The sequence below is a fragment of the Salinispora pacifica DSM 45544 genome (assembly GCF_000378845.1).
Lineage (GTDB): Bacteria > Actinomycetota > Actinomycetes > Mycobacteriales > Micromonosporaceae > Micromonospora > Micromonospora pacifica.
On record NZ_KB905359.1, the window covers coordinates 2,960,036 to 2,978,138 of the forward strand.

The window sequence follows — 18,103 nt, forward strand, 5'->3', positions numbered from 1 at the left end:
CCGCCGGCGTCCGCAGGTCCGCGGCCCACAAGGCCGCACACCCCACCAGGAGTGAGTCATGGGCGTATTCGCCACCACCGACGACCCCGGGTCGGTCGGCCACGAGCAGGTCCTGTTCTGCCAGGACAAACAGTCTGGCCTTCGGGCGATCATCGGCATCTACTCCACGGCGCTGGGACCCGCGCTCGGCGGCACCCGGTTCTACCCGTACGCGAACGAGGAGGCGGCCCTCGCCGACGTGCTCGACCTCTCCCGCGGCATGGCGTACAAGAACGCCCTGGCCGGGCTGGACCTGGGCGGCGGCAAGGCCGTCATCTGGGGGGATCCCGAACAGCTCAAGAGCGAGGCGCTGTTGCGCGCCTACGGCCGCTTTGTGGCCACCCTGGGTGGTCGCTACTACACTGCCTGCGACGTTGGTACCTACGTCGCCGACATGGACGTGGTCGCCCGGGAGACTCGGTACGTGACCGGCCGAAGCCGTGAGCACGGGGGCGCTGGCGACTCTTCGATCCTCACCGCCTGGGGCGTGTTCCAGGGCATGCGCGCCGCAGCCGAGCACGCCTGGGGCACGCCGACGCTGCGCGGCCGACGAGTCGGCGTGGCCGGCCTGGGCAAGGTCGGCAAGCACCTGGTCGGCCACCTCCTGGACGACGGCGCCGAGGTGGTGGCGACCGACGTGAACCCGCGGGCCCTGGCCTGGGCGCGGACGAACCATCCGCAGGTGACGCTGATGGACGACGCCACCGTGCTCGCCGGGTCCGACATCGAGGTGTACGCCCCGTGCGCACTGGGGGGCACGCTCAACGACAACACCGTCCCGGCGCTGCGGGCGAAGGTGGTCGCCGGGGCGGCGAACAACCAGCTCGCCCACCCGGGCATCGAAAAACTCCTCGCCGACCGGGGCATCCTGTACGCGCCCGACTACGTGGTCAACGCCGGTGGCGTGATCCAGGTTGCCGACGAGATCGAGGGCTTCAACTTCGAACGCGCGAAGCTGCGAGCGACCAAGATCTACGACACCACGCGGGAGATCCTGAGGCTCGCCGATACCGAGGGGGTGCCTCCGGCGGTGGCCGCGGACCGGCTGGCCGAGCGACGGATGGCTGAGGTGGGCCGGCTGCGGACAATCCTGCTGCCCTGATCCCAGCCCGGGGGCGGGCCGGGCTGGTTCCGCCCCTGGGCCGCCACAGCGGCGCAACGCGGTTAAGCTGGATTCACGGTGATTCGCCTGCTGTTAGGGGCGCTCTCCGGATTGGCCCTTACCGAGTACACTGGGTGACGACCGGCCCGCCGCGACGCGCGGAGCCGGGCGACGGTAACCCGAGGTGCCGAACGATGGCATCTCCATGTACCGTAAGAGCCACGAGAGATGCCTGACGTCATCGGGGCCCGCCTTCGGGCTGCCCCGCATTCTGTGCGAGGGGGTCGAGCCATGGGGCGCGGCCGAGCTAAGGCCAAGCAGACAAAGGTGGCCCGGGAGTTGAAGTACCACTCCCCGAACACCGACCTCGCCGCCTTGCAACGCGAACTCGGCGGCAGCCACAAGTCGGACCACGACTTCGACGACGACTACAAAGAGTATGTCGACGACGATGACGAGGACCACGTGGACGACGACCCGGACAGCCGGGCTCGTCCCAACCGCTGACCCCTGGTCGCAACATGAGCACGCGGTCGATCCGCGTGCTCATGTTTGTGCCCATCGGTCAGCGGTCCCCGACGGAGGCGGGGTGTGTCTCGGAGTACTGGCAGTGGCTCCGAGACACGCCCTGTCCGGCAGGAGTGGCGGAACACCGGCGGAGCGTGGACGGCTTCGGTGTAACCAACCAGCCAACTCTGCGTTACTCGGTGTAACCCTCAGCGTGGACGGTTGTTCCAGTTGTAGAACGTCGGGATGTTCTCGAAGTGGTTCCAGGCGCAGACCGCGCTGGCGGAGCCATCTCCCGCCGCCTCCGCCCGTAGCCGCCGGGCCGCCTCGGCCTCCCGGAGCAACGTGGTGAGGTCGACGCCAGCGGCGCGGACCCGATCGACCACGTCCTCCGAGACCGTGCCTGCCGTGCGCTCAGGTTGCTGGGGACCGGTGTCCTCGGGCATGCTCCAATACTCCCTCCAGTAGGCGGATCTTGCTGTTGCGGCAGTGCTCGGTCTCCGTACCGTCAAAGCGGCCCTGCTCGAAGTAGCGATTGGCCGCATGGCCACCGCCGCAGAAACCGAAGTAGGAACACGACGCCCGGCAAGCCTCCACCCCGGCGAGGAACTCCCCGACCCAGGGTGTCTCCGCGGCCTCGGCCAGGATCTTCGCCAGCGGAGTGACCAGCACGTTGCCACTGCTGAAGTCGCCGTATCGGGGGTTGGTGAAGCCCGCCAGTTCGGGCGATAGCACGGTCACCGACCCGTCATGACCGACCGTGGGAATCGGATCCAGCCGACGGGGCAGTACCTGCTCCTCGACGCCGTCCAACACCGCGGCGACGTACCGCAGGGACCACTCGACCTCACGCAGATGGATGCGGGGGTTCCGGCGCCAGGCCGCCACCAACTCGGACCAGAAGGCGGCCACCGCAGCCGCGTCGTGGCGGTTGGCCCGCGTATTGACCCCCTCGGTCTCCTCGATGTTCACGCCCAACACGTCCGGGCCGAGATCAAGGAAGAAGTCGTACAGTTCACGGGCGAGACCCGGCGCGGGCCGCCCCACCACGGCCAGCGCCGAAAACGGCAGCCCATGCCGACGCAGTGCCTCGACTCCCCGCATGATCTGGGGGTATGCGGGACGCCGACCCCGGGTGACCCGATCCGTGCTGCGCTCCCGCGGCCCGTCCACGCTGACACTCACCCGGACCCGGTGCTCCGCGAAGAACCGACACCAAACATCGTCGATCAGCGTCGCGTTGGTCTGGACGTGATGCTCGACCTCCGGCCCGAACGGGGCAATCAACGCGGCGAGCAGCTCCGGCCCGGCGGCGAGTGGCTCGCCACCGTGCCACACCACGGAGAACCGCCCGGCTCGCGCCCACGGGTTGACTGATGCCGCCACCGCCTCCGCCACGCTGACTGGCATCCGCCGATTAGCGTGGCGGAGCGGGAGATAGCAGTACACGCAGTCGAGATTGCAGAGCGTTGTGGGCTGCATAACCACATAGGCTGGGACGGCAGCCAAACCGCGCATCCCACCTGTCGACTGCCCCCGTACCGCCATCGCCCTCCTCTGCCAGGCCTGGGCGCACCACGACACCCCGACGTGCCCCGGCGACGTTGCGCGAGTGCTCCCCAGGCTAGGCGGCGTCGGCCACCCGGGTGAAGCCCTCGACCCGCGGACCGTCGGGATCGGTGCGAAGCCCGATCAGCAGTCCAACCGGGCACCGAAGCAATCAGCCACGGGTGTGCTGCCCGACCAGCTGAACATTGCCGGTGCCTTCGATGATCTCACCGGCCTGCCACGCATCCACGCCGCGGCCGGTGAGAGTGGCCAGCGCGCGGTCGGCATCCTCGGCGGAGACGATCGCGAACATGCCGACGCCCATGTTGAACGTCGCTTCCATCTCCGGGGCTTCGATCCGCCCCTTGGACTGCACCAGGTCGAAGATCGGCTGCGGCTTCCAGGTAGCGCGATCGACCACCGCGTCCACGTGCTCCGGCAGGACCCGGACCAGGTTCCCCGGGATACCGCCCCCGGTCACGTGGGCGAATACCCGGACCTCCGCCTCAGCGATCAGCTTCAGACAGTCCTGCGCATAGATCTTGGTGGGGGTCAGCAGCTCCTCACCAAGGGTGCGTTGCCGGCCAAAGTCCTCGATGACCACGTCCAGCCGCATTCGGCCGGCGCCCAGCAGCACGTGCCGGACCAGGGAAAATCCGTTGGAGTGTAGGCCGGACGCGCGCATCGCGATCACGACGTCGCCGACCTCCACCCGCTCGGAGCTGAGGATTTCGCTCTCCTCCACCACCCCCACACCGGTGGCCGAGATGTCGTACTCATCCGGCCGGAGGACACCGGGGTGCTCGGCGGTCTCCCCACCCAGCAGGGCGCAACCGGCGTAACGGCAGCCATCGGCGATGCCGGCGCCGATCTCGGCCACCCGGTCCGGGACGACCTCACCGGTGGCGATGTAGTCGAGCAGAAACAGCGGCTCGGCACCGCACGCCACCAGGTCGTCCACGACCATGGCGACCAGGTCGATGCCGACCGTGTCGTGAATGCCGAGCTGCTGCGCGATCACCAGCTTCGTGCCGACCCCATCGGTGGAGGAGGCCAGGATCGGGTTCTTGTACTTCTTCGTGTCCAGCCGGAACAGGCCGGCGAAGCCACCCAGGTCGCCCATCACCTCTGGTCGTCGAGTCTGCTTCACCTTCGACTTGAGTAGCTCGACCGCGCGGTCGCCCGCCTCGATCGAGACCCCGGCATCCAGGTACGAGGCCGAACGTTTGCGCACCGGACGCCCGGTGGCGGTGGTCCAGGGCTGGCGGTCACCGCCGGCACCGGTCTGGCTACTTCCTGCGCCGCTGCGCTCGGACACGTGCGTCACGGTTCTCCCCTTAGATGGTCCTGGTGCGAACCGGCGATAGCCGGGTTGCACCCGGGTGGTGCTACCGGATGTGGGTGGTCGGCTCTTCCGGGTCGGGGCGCGGCACCCGCGCCGAGCTGAACGCGTCGCGGCCGCTGGGTGCGGCGACGAGCGGACTGGCGTGCGGTTCGGAGGACTCGGCGGCGACCCGCCGGCCGACCCCCTCAAGCACGTGCTTGCCGATCAAGCTGTCAGCGGGCAGCTCGATCGGATACTCGCCGTCGAAACACGCGCGGCAGAGCCGGCTCTTCGGTTGCTCGGTGGCCGCGATGAGACCGCTGAGCGACACGTAGCCGAGCGTGTCCGCGCCGATCGACCGCCGGACGCCCTCGTTGTCCAGACCATTGGCGAGCAACTCTGCGCGGGTGGCGAAGTCGATGCCATAGAAGCAGGGCCAGGAAACCGGCGGCGAGGAGATCCGAACATGCACCTCCAGCGCGCCGGCCTCGCGGAGCATTCGCACAATGGCCCGCTGGGTGTTGCCACGGACGATGGAGTCGTCCACGACGACCAGCCGCTTCCCCCGAACGTTCTCGCGTAGCGGGTTGAGCTTGAGCCGAATACCGAGCTGACGCAGCGTCTGCGACGGCTGGATGAAGGTCCGCCCGACGTACGGATTCTTCATCAGACCGGCCCCGAAGGTAATGCCGGACTCCGCCGCGTAGCCGATCGCGGCGGGGGTGCCCGATTCGGGCACGGGGATCACCAGGTCGGCCGCTACCGGGTGCTCCCGAGCGAGCTGACGACCGATCTGGACGCGTGCCGCGTGCACGTTCCGGCCGGCGATCGTGGCGTCCGGACGGGCGATGTAGACGTATTCGAAGAGGCAGCCCTTCGGCTCCGGCGCGGCGAAACGGGCAGAGCGCAGACCGTCCTCGTCGATCGCGATCAACTCACCCGGCTCGACCTCGCGGACCACACTGGCACCGACGATATCGAGCGCGGCCGTCTCACTGGCCACCACCCAACCGCGCTCCAGTCGGCCCAACACCAGCGGGCGGACCCCGTGGTGATCACGGGCCGCGTAGAGCGTCGACTCGTCCATGAAGACGAAGCTGAACGCTCCCCGTAGCTGCGGCAACACCTCCAGGGCGGCGGCCTCCACCGACAGATCAGGTCGGCTGGCCAGCAGCATGGTCACCAGCGAGGTGTCGTTGGTGGCCCCGTCGCCGGCCAGCGCCCGCTCGCCGGCCTCCCGCTGCAACTCGGCCGTGTTGACCAGGTTGCCGTTGTGGGCCAGGGCGATCGTCGTGCCGGAAGCGGTGGAGCGAATGGTCGGTTGGGCGTTCTCCCAGGTGGAGGCGCCGGTGGTCGAGTAACGCGCGTGGCCGATCGCCACGTGCCCGCGCAGGCTGGCCAGGGTTGGCTCGTCGAAGACCTGGGCTACCAGGCCAAGGTCCTTGTAGACCACCACCCCCGTGCCGTCACTGACTGCGATGCCAGCCGCCTCCTGCCCCCGGTGCTGCAACGCGTACAGCCCAAAGTAGGTCAGATTGGCGACCTCCTCGCCCGGGGCCCAGACACCGAAGACACCACAGGCGTCCTGGGGGCCGGGACGTTGGGGGTCAAGGTCGTGGCTCAACCGGCCATCGCCTCGGGGCACCTGCCGCTCCCTCTTGCTGGACTGGCCAGGCGAATCACAGGATCCGCTCCCCGGCCGGGACCGCTTGTCGTCGCTGACAGTGTACGCGAACCCGCACCTACACAGAAAGTCACGAAATCACTGCATCCTGTAATTGCCACCCGCCGCCACCTGCTAAAGCGGCAGGTACGCGGCCAGGTCCGCCCGGACCCCACTGACCCGTACGTAACCCTCGGCGACTGCTTCCCCCCACGCGACACGTCCCGTCGCGACCCGCAGCCAGGTCTCCGGGTCGGTCTCGACCACGTTCGCCGGGGTACCCCGGGTGTGCCGGGGGCCCGGCACACACTGCACCGCGCCATAGGGTGGGACCCGCACCTCCACCGATCGACCGGGTGCCCGCTCCGCCAGCACGGCCAACAGGGTACGGACCGCCGCTCGGAGCACCGGACGATCGGGGGTACGCCCCTCGTCAAGCGCTGACAGCGCCGCCACCACTGCAGCGGTCCTAGCGTACGAAGGGGGCACAGCGGGACGATACGGCGCGCGCGCGGAGACTCGCACACCGGCCCTGGGTCGCGCCGATCCGACTGGACAAGGCATAGTAGCCCACGGCGTATTCGTACCGTGATGATCCCCGGCCCGGCGACCGCCGGCCACCGGGAATCCAGTGGAAGGCGGTGGACGTGTCAACACACCGACGTGCCTGGAAGCAGCGGGCCGGTGTGGTCGCGGCGTTGCTGGTCGGCGCCCTGCTCACCGTCCCCGCCAGCCCGGCCTCCGCCGCCCCCGTGGTCAACAAGGTCTCGGCCTCACCGAGCCGGGTCGAGGCGGGCGGAACCACCACGATCAGCTACTCGATCGAGGCCTCGGCCGACGATCCCGCGACCGTGAGGGTGACATCCAGCAGCGGAAAGCTCACCTGCGCCACCGGCTGCGAGAGGGACGTCAATCAGAACGGGAACTTTCAGGCCACCTTCCGACTGGCGGACGACGCGGCCAACGGAGTGGCCACGATCACCGTCACCGCGGCCGGTTCCGTCGACGGTGACGGTATCGGGACCACCACCGTCACCCTGGTGGGCAAGCCGGAGCCCAGCCCGAGCCAGCCCCCCCAGACGCAGACGGTGAGGTCGGTCTCCGGCGAGGTGGTCAACCAGAGCACCGGCAGCCCGGTACCGGGAGCCCAGGTCGTCCTCAAGGACTCCAAGAACAACCGGTTCGACACCAGGACCGACAACGGGGGAAACTTCCGGTTCACTGGCAGCACCCAGAACCCGATCGCCCCCGGCCAACTCGTCATCGGCGCGAGCATCGAGGATTTCACCGCCACCAAGACCCTGAATGCCTCCACCGGGCAGAGCATCTCCGGCCAGCGGATCTCACTCAAGATCGAAGCGCCGACCCCGAGCCCCACCACATCCTCGAGTATCGAGCCGGCACCGACCGTCGGGGTGGAGGAGCAGACCGACGAGCCGGTCGAAGCCGCCGTGGACGCCCCCGTGGCAGACGCCAGCAACGAGGAGTCCGGCGGCATCGGCTCGCTGCTGATCATCTTGCTCGGTGGCCTCCTCGTAGCGGCCGGCGTCGGCACCATGGTGCTGCTGTGGCTACGCCGCAAGGAGACCGACGACGAAGACGAGGCGGGCGTCACCCCATCCGGCGCGGCCACGGGTGCCGTCCCGGTTGCCCGCGGTAGCTACGGCGGCATCGACGATCAGACGCGGATCGTGAATCCGACCGCGGCAGCGCCGACGATGGTCGGCGGAAACCCGTCTCTCGCCGAAGCTCCCACGATGATGCACAGCCCGGTGATTGACGATGTCCCACCGGACCCCTACGGCGCTCCGCCGCAGCCCTACAACGCGTCCGCTGGCCAGTCCAGCTGGGCCGACAGCGGCTACGGCGCCACCTCTCCCGCGTCCGGCGGCGGCTACGGCGCCACCTCCCCCGCGTCCGGCGGCGGCTACGGCGCCACCTCCCCCGCGTCCGGCGGCGGCTACGGCGCCAGCGACTACGGCATGTCCTCGTCAGCCGGAACCGGCTATCCGCCCGCCTCCGGCGGTTCCTCTGGTTACGACGAAGCGACCGGCCGCTACCAGACCGCCGCCACGCAGTATCCGGCCCCGGCCGACCCGTACCCCACCGGGAGATACCAGCAGGACGCCGGCTACAGCCAGACCGAGCCCGCGTACGGACAGGGGGCCGAGCCGGCCGGTGGTTACGACCAGCAGGGTGGATACGGCGGCTACCACCAGGAAACGCCCGCCCAGCACGGCGGCTACCACCAGGAAACGCCCGCCCAGCACGGCGGCTACCACCAGGAAGCACCCGCCCAATACGGCGGCTACCACCAGGAAGCACCCGCCCAATACGGCGGCTACCACCAGGAAACGCCCGCCCAGCACGGCGGCTACGACGACCGTGGGTATGGCCAGGGCGGCTACGGTGGTGGCTACGGGGACCCGACGCAGGCCGATCGGGCTCGGTCCGACGCTCCCCCGCCGGACCGGGGCGGTCGCCGGCTGAACTGGCTGGACGACTGACAACGGACTGTTGCGGGCCACCCGGCTTCGGGCGGGCCCGCAACAGTCCGTCCTGTGGTTTGCCGATCCCCTGCAGCAGAATCCGGCCCGGCTGAGATCAGCCGGGCCGGATCGCCCTACTCGAGTCGGGTGCCGGAACCAGGCGGGGCCGGCACGGCGGCGGTCACACCGGTTCGCTCGGTCCCCCCAGCTGTGGTTCGGAGCTGACGGTCATCACCGTCTCGACCGGCGTAACGCTCGCGGCCGACCCTTCGACCGGTTCGGCCGACGAGGTGGCGAGTTCCGCTCCGCCGAAGAGGCGGGGCAGGGTGGCGCTGTGCGCCGCACGCAGCTCCGCCAGGCTAAGCCGGAACTGCCCGTGCAACTCCAGCGCACCACCCGCCGGATCGGTGACGCCGATCCGCTCGCACGGCACTCCCTGCTCGTCGGCCAGCGCGGTGAACGCCTTCTCGTGCCCACGCGGCACCGAGACCAACACCCGGCCAGCAGACTCGCTGAACAGGAAGACGAACGGCATCGAACCGCCGGTGAACTGCTCCGGCAGCGTGATCCGGGCGCCGACACCCCGGCGCAGGCAGGACTCGACCAGAGCCTGCGCCAGACCGCCGTCGGAGAGGTCGTGCGCGGAGCTGAGGTGCCCGCCCCGGGCTGCCACCGCCATCAACTCGGCGATCGCCCGCTCGCGGTCGAGGTTCACCTGGGGAGGTACGCCGCCGAGGTGTTCGTGGGTGGCCCACGCCCACTCCGAGCCGGACAGCTCCACGTGCGTCTCGCCGAGCAGGTAGATCTGGTCGTGATCGTCGTCGCGCGGGACAAAACCCATCGGGACGCGATCCGCCACGTCGTCCAGCACGCCGAGGACCCCCACCACCGGGGTCGGATGGATGGCTGCCGCACCGGTCTGGTTGTAGAAGCTGACGTTGCCCCCGGTCACCGGGATACCCAGTTCGCCGCAGCCGTCGGCGATACCCCGGACGGCCTCGGCGAACTGCCACATCACACCCGGGTCCTCCGGCGAGCCGAAGTTGAGGCAGTCGGTGACGGCGATCGGCTTCGCACCGCTCACCGCCACGTTCCGGTACGCCTCGGCCAGCGCGAGCTTGGCGCCGTGGTACGGGTCGAGGCGCGCGTACCGGCCGTTGCCGTCAACGGAGAGCGCGATGCCGATGCCACTGCGCTCGTCAATCCGGATCACACCCGAGTCCTCGGGCTGGGCGAGCACGGTGTTGCCGAGCACGTACCGGTCGTACTGCTCGGTGACCCAGGTCTTGTCCGCCAGATTCGGTGCGGCGACCATACGCAGGACCGTCTCCCGCAGGGCCTCCGGGTCACTCGGCCGGGGCAGGGTCTCCGCTCGGTCGGCCTGAAGCAGAATCAGGTCGGCCGGCTCCCGCATCGGCCGGTTGTACACCGGGCCGTCATCCGCCAGTGAGCCCGGCGGGACGTCAACGACCAGATGGTCTCGCCAGGTGACGACCAGGCGGCCCGGCTGCCCGTCCGCCGCCGGCGGGGTGACCTCACCGATCGCGGTGGCGAGCACGCCCCACCTCTCGGCAGTCTTGAGCACCGCCTCCAGCTTCTCCGGCTCAACCACCAGCAGCATCCGCTCCTGGGACTCACTGGCGAGGATCTCGTGCGGCTCCATCGAGGCTTCTCGCAGCGGGACCCGCTCAAGCCAGACCCGCATGCCGGTGCCCGCGGCGGCGGCGGTCTCGGCGAGGGCACAGGTCAGCCCGGCGCCGCCGAGGTCCTGGATGCCGACGACGAGTTGCTCGTCGTAGAGCTCCAGGCAGGCCTCGATGAGCAACTTCTCGATGAACGGGTCACCCACCTGCACCGAGGGGCGGCGCTGCTCGCTGCGCTCGTCGAAGGTGGCGCTGGCCAGCACCGACACGCCGCCGATGCCGTCCCGGCCGGTCTTGGCGCCCATCAGCACCACGATGTTTCCGTCGCCGGCGGCGGCCTTGTTCTGGAGTCGGTCGATCGGCAGTACCCCGACGCAGAGGGCGTTGACCAGCGGGTTGCCCTGGTAGCAGGGGTCGAAGACGACCTCGCCGCCGATGTTCGGCAGGCCGAGGCGGTTGCCGTAGCCGCCGACCCCGGCGACCACGCCGGGTAGCACGCGAGCGGTGTCGGGGTGGTCGGCCGCGCCGAAGCGCAGCGGATCCATCACCGCGACCGGACGCGCGCCCATGGCGAGGATGTCCCGGACGATGCCGCCGACGCCGGTCGCCGCGCCCTGGTAGGGCTCGACAAAGCTCGGGTGGTTGTGCGACTCGACCTTGAAGGTCACCGCGAGTTCGTCGGAGACCCGGACCACGCCCGCGTTCTCCCCGATGCCGGCGAGTAGCCGGTCGCTGGACGGGGCCTTCTCCCCGAACTGGCGCAGGTGCACCTTGCTCGACTTGTAGGAGCAGTGCTCACTCCACATGATCGAGTACATGGCCAGCTCGGCCTGGGTGGGCCGCCGGTCAAGCACCTGCCGGATCCGCTGGTACTCGTCGTCTCGGAGACCGAGGTCGGCGTAGGGCTGAAGCTCGTCCGGGCTGTCGCCGGCGTGGGGGACGGTGTCCACGCCGCCGGCCCAGCCGATGATGGCGGCGCCTCGGTCGAGCGCAGCCGTCGCTCCGGCTGCCACGGCGTCTGCGGTGTCCCGGGCCGGGTCCTGGGTGGTCATGGCCTCTCCTTGTTACGCAGCGGGCCGCCCGTCGGGCGGGTGAGCCGACCGATGATGCCGCCTGCGGTCACGCCGCGGTCCCCACCAGGTGCTTGAGCGCCGAGGTGAAGAAGCCGAGGCCGTCCAGGGAGGGGCCGGTGAGCTCCTCCACCGCGTGCTCCGGGTGCGGCATGATGCCGACGACGTTTCCGGCGGCGTTGGTGATCGCGGCGATATCCCGCTGGGACCCGTTCGGGTTGCCCACGTAGCGGGCGACCACCCGGCCCTCGGCTTCGAGCTGGTCCAGCGTCGCGGCGTCCGCGACGTAGCAGCCCTCGCCGTTCTTGACCGGAATCAGCACCTCCTGGCCGGGCTGGAACGCGTTGGTCCAGGCGGTGCCGACCGACTCGATCCGCAGGACCTGGTCCCGGTTGCGGAAGTGCAGGTGCTGGTTTCGGGTCAGCGCACCGGGCAGCAGGTGGGCCTCGCAGAGGATCTGGAAGCCGTTGCAGATGCCGAGTACCGGCAGGCCCGCTCGGGCGGCGTCGACGATCGTCTCCATCACCGCGGCGAACCGGGCGATGGCGCCGCAGCGCAGATAGTCGCCGTACGAGAAGCCGCCGGGCAGGACCACAGCGTCCACCCCGTGCAGCTGCGGGTCAGCGTGCCAGAGACGGACCGGCTCGGCGCCGGCGAGCCGAACAGCACGCGCGGCGTCCCCGTCGTCGAGTGAACCGGGGAATGTGACCACACCTACTCGGGCGGTCACGGTTGGGCGTCCACGGTCTCGCCATCCTCGGCCAGACGGATGGTGAAGTCCTCGATGACCGGGTTGGCGAGCAGCTTGTCGGCGATCTCCCGGGTCTGGTTCAGATCTGGCTCCCCGATGAAATCGATCTCGATCCGCCGGCCGATCCGGACCGAGGCGACATCCTCGACGCCGAGCCGAGGCAGCGCGTTAGCGACGGCCTGTCCCTGCGGATCGAGAATCTCCGGTTTGAGCATGACGTCGACGACGACGCGAGGCACTGGGCACTCCTGACTGTGTACGCAGTTGGGTGCCGACCCACAAGGGGCGAGCGCAGCCAGCCTACCTGGCAGATACCGCGTCGCCCGCACCGGCCGCACGCGGTTTGGGCAATCTCCGGCGCGGTTAAGGCGAGCACAAAGTCCGATGCCTTTCCGTTGTGATCCCGATGCGATTTCGTTGCCACCGACCCGCTTCGTTGACGGACCTACCAACGGAGCGATACAACCCCGAAGAATACAGGAGCTTCAATTTCCATCGCGGCAACCGCCACCGGACTCCTACCCACCAGCAGATCGGCGTGACCAGCGGCCTCAGCTCCCGGATGTGCGGGCAGTGTCGCGTACAACCGTTCCTGGACCGCCCCGGTTTCCGGTGTCTGACGGTTAACGCCACCACAGCGCAGGTGGCCGGCCAAGCGCCGACCGTCCGCGCCGCGCTGTTTTTCACCATCCGATCAGGTGAACAGGGCCCACGTTCGACCCCAGCACCGGCTGACAGCATCAGAACCGTGCTGGTCGTGACGACGGATCAACTACCCGGTTATGAGGTCCGCCAGATCCTCGGCGAGGTGGTCTCCTCGATGGCCAGGACCCGTAACCCGTACCGCGAGGGCGTGAAGAACCTCCGGGGCGGCGCGTACGACCCGATGGCGCCGGACAACCTCACCCGCTGGCGGGCCGACTCGGTGGCCCGCCTCGGCGAGGAGGCCCGCCGGCTCGGCGCGAACGCGGTGATCGGGATGCGGTTCGACAGCCGGGACTGCGGCGAGATGTGGATGGAGATCTGCGCCTACGGCACAGCGGTGATCGTGGTACCCCGGGTCCCCGACGTCATGCCCCCCGACCAGCCCCTGGTGGCGGCGGAGACCGCACACGAGCCGACGATCACGCCCGAGCCCAGCGGCATCGGCGAGCCGGCCACCGCACCCGACCTGCGGAGCGCGGCCGAGACCCCCACCCCCGAACCCTGACCACCGCGTCCCGCCCCTCGGGGACCGACGCCGGTGGCCCAGGGCGGGGGGCGGCGATCAGAGGATCGGCGGCGGGCTGTACGCGGCGGCCCGGGGGTGGCGGTCGAGCACCGCCGCGACTCGCTGCACCACCGCCTGGACCTGAGCGGGGGCGGCACCGACGAAGGCCGTACGGTCGGCCACCAGGTCGGCGATGTCGGCGCGGGTCAGGTTCAGCCGGTCGTCGGCGGCGAGCCGGTCGAAGAGGTCGTTCTCGGTGGCGCCCTTCTCCCGCATCGCCAGCGCGACCGCCACCGCGTGCTCCTTGATCACCTCGTGGGCGACCTCCCGGCCGACACCCCGCCGTACCGCCGCGACCAGGATCTTGGTGGTGGCCAGGAACGGCAGGAAGCGCTCCAACTCCCGGTTGACCACGGCCGGGTACGCGCCGAACTCGTCCAGCACGGTGAGGAACGTCTGGAACAGCCCGTCCGCGGCGAAGAAGGCGTCCGGCAGCGCCACCCGACGCACCACCGAGCAGGAGACATCCCCCTCGTTCCACTGGTCGCCGGCGAGTTCGCCGACCATCGACAGGTAGCCACGGATGATCACCGCGAAGCCGTTCACCCGCTCCGACGACCGGGTGTTCATCTTGTGCGGCATCGCGCTGGAGCCGACCTGGCCCGGCTGGAAGCCCTCGGTCGCCAACTCCTGGCCGACCATCAACCGGATCGTGGTGGCCAACGCCGACGGCCCCGCCGCCACCTGGGCCAACGCCGAAAGCACGTCGAAGTCGAGCGAACGCGGGTAGACCTGCCCGACGCTGTCCAGCACCCGGCCGAAGCCGAGGTGCTCCGCCACCCGACGCTCCAACTCGGCCACCTTGCCGGCGTCCCCGTCGAGCAGGTCGAGCTGGTCCGCGGCGGTGCCGACCGGACCCTTGATCCCCCGCAGCGGGTACCGCCCGATCAGGTCTTCCAGCCGCTCGTACGCGATCAACAGCTCCTCCGCCACCGAGGCGAAACGCTTGCCCAACGTGGTGGCCTGCGCCGCAACGTTGTGCGAGCGCCCCGCCAGCACCAGGTCAGAGTGCTCGACGGCGAGCCGGGACAAGCGGGCCAGGGTGGCGACCACCCGGTCCCGGATCAGCTCCAGGGAGGCCCGCACCTGCAGCTGCTCGACATTTTCGGTCAGGTCCCGGGAGGTCATGCCCTTGTGCACGTGCTCATGCCCGGCCAGCGCGCTGAACTCCTCGATCCGCGCCTTCACGTCGTGCCGGGTGACCCGCTCCCGCCGCGCGATCGAGGCCAGGTCGACCTGGTCGAGCACCCGCTGATAGGCCTCGACCACCCCGTCCGGCACGTCCACGCCGAGATCCCGCTGGGCGCTGAGCACGGCCAGCCAGAGCCGACGCTCCATCCGAATCTTCTCCTCCGGGGACCAGAGGGTGACCAGTTCGGGGGAGGCGTACCGGTTGGCGAGCACGTTCGGGATCGTCGTCACGACCCCATTCTCCGGTACCCGGGCGCGGCGCTCCCGGCCGGGCCGCCGCCGACCACGCCATCCGAGCACCCGGGCGCTACATCCGGTCGGGGGCGGCGATGCCGAGTAGGTACAGGCCCTGCCGGAGGACCCGGGCGGTGAGGTCGCAGAGGGCGAGCCGGCTGCCGCGCACCGCGTCCTCGGCCCGCAGGACCGGGCAGGCTTCGTAGAAGCCACTGAAGGTGGTGGCGAGGGTGTGCAGGTAGCCGGCGAGCCGGTGGAACTGCAGGGTCTGCTCGACGCTGGCCACCACGGCTCCGAAACCCGCCAGTTCGAGGGCGAGGGCGTGCTCGGCCGGGTGCCCGATCGTGATCGGGGCGGGGGTGAACCGCTCGATCTCGGCCCGACGGAAGATGGACCGGATCCGGGCGTGGGCGTACTGCAGGTATGGGGCGGTGTTGCCGTCCAGGGAGAGCATCCGCTGCCAGTCGAAGACGTAGTCCCTGTTCCGGTCGGTGGACAGGTCGGCGTACTTGATGGCACCGATGCCGACCGCGCGGGCGACGTCAGCGACCTCCGTCGCGGAGAGGTCGGGGTTCTTCTGCCGGGCCAGCTCGGCGGCCCGGGTCACGCCCTCTTCGAGCAGCCCGACAAGTTTGACCGAGTCACCGGCCCGGCTGCGCAGCATCCTGCCGTCCGAGCCGAGGATCGAGCCGAAGCCGAGATGCTCGGCCCGCGCCGGTGGGCTCAGCCAGCCGGCCTGCCGCGCGACCGCGTACACCAGCTCGAAGTGCTGACGCTGCGGCAGGCCGACGACGTAGAGCAACCGGGTCGCGCCGAGGTCCTGGGTGCGGTGGCGGATCGCCGCGAGGTCGGTGGCGCCGTAGCCGTAGCCGCCGTCCCGCTTCCGCACAATGATCGGTAACGGCTGCCCGTCCCGGGCGGTGAAGCCGGGCGGGAAGACGCAGGCAGCGTCGCCGCTCTCCCGCAGCAGGCCGAGCCGATCCAGCTCGTCGGTCACTGGGGCGAGCCGGTCGTTGTAGTAACTCTCCCCGCGGAAGTCCTGCTCGGTCAGGAGGACGCCGAGCTGGTCGTAGACGGTGAGGAAGTACTTCTCCGACTCGGCGACGAGCAGCCGCCACAGCCGCAGCGTCAGCTCGTCCCCGTGTTGCAGGGCGACCACCCGCCGCCGGGCCCGCCCCCGGAACGCGTCGTCGGCGTCGAACTTGGCCCGGGCCGCCTTGTAGAACGAATCCAGGTCCCCGACGGACAACTCGTCGGCAGCCCCCGACTCACCCAGGTCGAGCAGGTGCTCGATGAGCATCCCGAAGGGGGTACCCCAGTCGCCCAGATGGTTGGCCTTGATCACCTGATGCCCGCGCCATTCGAGCAGCCGTACGGCGGCGTCACCGATCACGGTCCCCCGCAGGTGCCCGACGTGCATCTCCTTGGCCACGTTCGGGGACGAATAGTCGACCACCACCGTCTCCGCAGCGGAGCTGGGCGCGACCCCGAGCCGGGTGTCGGCGGCCGCGGTCGACAGCAGCGTGCCGAGTGCCGAGTCGGCGACCGTCAGGTTGATGAAACCGGGACCGGACACCGCCGCCGCTGAGCAGAGGTCCGCCAACTCCACCTGGTCCAGCACCTCGGCCGCGACGTCCCGTGGCCGGCGACCAAGCCGACGCGCCAGGGCGAGGGCGGCGTCGCACTGGTAGTCCGCGTGCTGCGACCGCCGCAGAACCGGGTCGACCGGCGCACCGGCCACCGCCGAGAACACCGGCGCCAGCCGGTCCGCCAGCAACTTCTCCAGATTCATGAAAGGTACGCCAATCTCGGGGGAGCGGATCGACGACCAGGGTGTCCGGCGGATCGATCCGCCGGACACGAAGAGTCAACTCAGGCGGTCGAGGACGGTTCGCCGGAGTTCGAAGCTGGACACGAACCGGAAACTACCGTAACTCCGGCGCACCATCGACCGATTTCCGCCCGCGATGCGCCCTCGGGCCCGGGACTACCCCCGCTGGTCGTAGTGCAGCTCGTGCCGGTGGCTGCCCTTGACGAGGATCGACACCTCGACCGGTCTGGCGTCGACCGATCTGATCACCCGTAGCTGGCGGAGCACCGGTACGTACGGCGGCAGGTCGAGCGCTTCGACCTCCTCCGTCGTGGGCATCCGCGCGCTGACCCGGTCCCGCGTCTGCCGCTGCGGGTACCCCAGATCCGCCAGCACCCGCGGGGCGCCGCCCGGGATCTTGCGCCGCACGGCGAGCTCCGTACCGCTGGCGATGGCCGCCGGGTAGTACGACCAGGACAGCTCGACCGGCTCGGCACCACACATGAGCAGCCGATGCCGCAGGACCGCTCGTTCGCCCGCACCGATCCCCAGCTCCCGCGCCACCTCGGCTGGCGGCGCCACCTCTGCCACCGAGCGGAGCCGGTAGGCGTACCGGTCGGAGGTGGGAGCGAGGTAAGCCGACGCCTCCACCACCAGCGGTCGCCTCGGTCGGACGTAGACGCCCTTTCCCACCTCGCTGTAAACGGAGCCCTCCGCCTTCAGCGCACCGAGGGCACGTTGGACTGTCGCGGTGGCAGCGGAGTACTGCTGCACGAGCGTTGGGATCGACGGCAGCTGTGACCCCGGCGGCAGCTCGCCGGACATGATGCGGGATCGCAGGTCGGCCGCGACCTGCTCATGACGGGGACGGCTGTCGGATCCACTCGCCATGTCCGCTGCTCCGCTCCGTCAGTCGATCGTCAGCTCATACCGGAGGCGTCGCCCCCACGGCACCATCGTCATGACGCTGACCTCGACCGGAAAGTCGTCCTGCGTGCTCAACACCCGGGTGAGACCCAGCGCCCACTCATGCTCGGCCAGGCCAAGCAGGCGCCGCTCAGCTGGCTCCGGCAAGCGGGTGTAGACATCCTCTCGTACCCGCCTGGGACGATAGCCCACCTCGGCGAGGAGTCGGACGGCCCCACCGCGGATCTTCCGTTGTTCGACGAGAGCGGTACCACGGGCGATGGAGACCGGATAGTACGAGTCCGTTAGTTCCACCGGCTCGTCGTCCAGCAGCATCAACCGCCTTCGGACGGCCACCGGGTCGCCCGGTGCCACTCGTAACGCCGCAGCCACCTCAGCGACCGGCACCACCTCACCGACCGCGAGTATTCGCTGCGTCCCGCTTCGGCCCTGCCCCGCAGCGTCGGCGGCCCACACGTCCTCAGCACGAGTCACGTCCGGTTGGACATAGGGCATCGAGACACTCAGCCAGTCAGATCCGCCCATCGCTGCCTCC

General features: G+C 69.8%; 16 protein-coding genes. 4 read left to right on the forward strand and 12 right to left on the reverse strand.

All coding sequences use genetic code 11. The features are described from left to right. The first annotated feature begins 58 nt into the window (after positions 1-58). Both SALPAC3_RS0113375 and SALPAC3_RS0113380 read left to right on the forward strand, forming a co-directional pair. Complete coding sequence (locus SALPAC3_RS0113375) at positions 59-1,141, forward strand: Glu/Leu/Phe/Val dehydrogenase dimerization domain-containing protein (protein WP_018221733.1); 1,083 nt, start codon at positions 59-61, stop codon at positions 1,139-1,141. Positions 1,142-1,432: 291 nt separating this feature from the next. Beyond that, a complete protein-coding gene (locus tag SALPAC3_RS0113380) occupies positions 1,433-1,648 on the forward strand; it encodes a DUF3073 domain-containing protein (RefSeq protein ID WP_018221734.1) in 216 nt (71 codons plus the stop codon). 209 nt (positions 1,649-1,857) lie between these two features. Here SALPAC3_RS0113380 and amcA read toward each other — a convergent pair whose 3' ends face one another. The 5 genes from amcA to SALPAC3_RS0113410 form a co-directional block, all read right to left on the reverse strand. Further along, on the reverse strand, positions 1,858-2,094 hold the full coding sequence (gene amcA / locus SALPAC3_RS0113385) for a multiple cyclophane-containing RiPP AmcA (RefSeq protein WP_018221735.1): 237 nt from the start codon (positions 2,092-2,094) through the stop codon (positions 1,858-1,860). Next, the gene (amcB, locus tag SALPAC3_RS0113390; RefSeq protein WP_332308193.1) at positions 2,063-3,166 is read right to left on the reverse strand and encodes a cyclophane-forming radical SAM peptide maturase AmcB; all 1,104 of its coding nucleotides are present in this window, start codon (positions 3,164-3,166) and stop codon (positions 2,063-2,065) included. The genes amcA and amcB overlap by 32 nt, the downstream gene beginning before the upstream one ends. Positions 3,167-3,368: 202 nt before the next feature. Next, positions 3,369-4,523, reverse strand: a complete 1,155-nt coding sequence (gene purM, locus SALPAC3_RS0113400; protein WP_018221738.1) for a phosphoribosylformylglycinamidine cyclo-ligase — start codon at positions 4,521-4,523, stop codon at positions 3,369-3,371. Positions 4,524-4,584: 61 nt separating this feature from the next. Further along, a complete protein-coding gene (gene purF / locus SALPAC3_RS0113405; RefSeq protein ID WP_018221739.1) occupies positions 4,585-6,165 on the reverse strand; it encodes an amidophosphoribosyltransferase in 1,581 nt (526 codons plus the stop codon). A gap of 153 nt (positions 6,166-6,318) precedes the next feature. Further along, positions 6,319-6,642 (reverse strand): sterol carrier family protein, encoded by a 324-nt coding sequence (locus tag SALPAC3_RS0113410; protein ID WP_018221740.1) that lies wholly within the window; start codon positions 6,640-6,642, stop codon positions 6,319-6,321. Between the two features lie 182 nt (positions 6,643-6,824). On the opposite strand from SALPAC3_RS0113410, the gene SALPAC3_RS0113415 reads away from it, so the two are divergent. Then, the gene (locus SALPAC3_RS0113415) at positions 6,825-8,690 is read left to right on the forward strand and encodes a carboxypeptidase regulatory-like domain-containing protein (protein WP_018221741.1); all 1,866 of its coding nucleotides are present in this window, start codon (positions 6,825-6,827) and stop codon (positions 8,688-8,690) included. A gap of 163 nt (positions 8,691-8,853) precedes the next feature. Here the strand turns inward: SALPAC3_RS0113415 and purL are convergent, their stop codons facing one another. The 3 genes from purL to purS all read right to left on the reverse strand — a co-directional run bounded on the left by purL (position 8,854) and on the right by purS (position 12,375). Then, entirely contained in the window at positions 8,854-11,367 is a 2,514-nt protein-coding gene (gene purL / locus SALPAC3_RS0113420) for a phosphoribosylformylglycinamidine synthase subunit PurL (RefSeq protein WP_018221742.1), read from the reverse strand. A 67-nt stretch (positions 11,368-11,434) separates the two neighbouring features. Continuing rightward, the gene (purQ, locus tag SALPAC3_RS0113425; protein WP_018221743.1) at positions 11,435-12,115 is read right to left on the reverse strand and encodes a phosphoribosylformylglycinamidine synthase subunit PurQ; all 681 of its coding nucleotides are present in this window, start codon (positions 12,113-12,115) and stop codon (positions 11,435-11,437) included. Beyond that, a complete protein-coding gene (gene purS / locus SALPAC3_RS0113430) occupies positions 12,112-12,375 on the reverse strand; it encodes a phosphoribosylformylglycinamidine synthase subunit PurS (RefSeq protein WP_018221744.1) in 264 nt (87 codons plus the stop codon). Before purS ends, purQ begins: the two co-directional genes overlap by 4 nt. 404 nt (positions 12,376-12,779) lie before the next feature. Between purS and SALPAC3_RS0113435 the strand changes: the two genes are divergently transcribed. Further along, positions 12,780-13,346, forward strand: a complete 567-nt coding sequence (locus SALPAC3_RS0113435) for a YbjQ family protein (RefSeq protein ID WP_026185534.1) — start codon at positions 12,780-12,782, stop codon at positions 13,344-13,346. A gap of 57 nt (positions 13,347-13,403) precedes the next feature. Here SALPAC3_RS0113435 and purB read toward each other — a convergent pair whose 3' ends face one another. The 4 genes from purB to SALPAC3_RS0113455 form a co-directional block, all read right to left on the reverse strand. Beyond that, the gene (purB, locus tag SALPAC3_RS0113440) at positions 13,404-14,828 is read right to left on the reverse strand and encodes an adenylosuccinate lyase (RefSeq protein WP_026185535.1); all 1,425 of its coding nucleotides are present in this window, start codon (positions 14,826-14,828) and stop codon (positions 13,404-13,406) included. A 76-nt stretch (positions 14,829-14,904) separates the two neighbouring features. Beyond that, complete coding sequence (gene argS / locus SALPAC3_RS0113445) at positions 14,905-16,623, reverse strand: arginine--tRNA ligase (RefSeq protein ID WP_018221747.1); 1,719 nt, start codon at positions 16,621-16,623, stop codon at positions 14,905-14,907. Between the two features lie 195 nt (positions 16,624-16,818). After that, on the reverse strand, positions 16,819-17,532 hold the full coding sequence (locus SALPAC3_RS0113450; protein ID WP_018221748.1) for a GntR family transcriptional regulator: 714 nt from the start codon (positions 17,530-17,532) through the stop codon (positions 16,819-16,821). An 18-nt stretch (positions 17,533-17,550) separates the two neighbouring features. Further along, the gene (locus tag SALPAC3_RS0113455; RefSeq protein WP_018827757.1) at positions 17,551-18,093 is read right to left on the reverse strand and encodes a UTRA domain-containing protein; all 543 of its coding nucleotides are present in this window, start codon (positions 18,091-18,093) and stop codon (positions 17,551-17,553) included. Positions 18,094-18,103 lie beyond the last annotated feature (10 nt).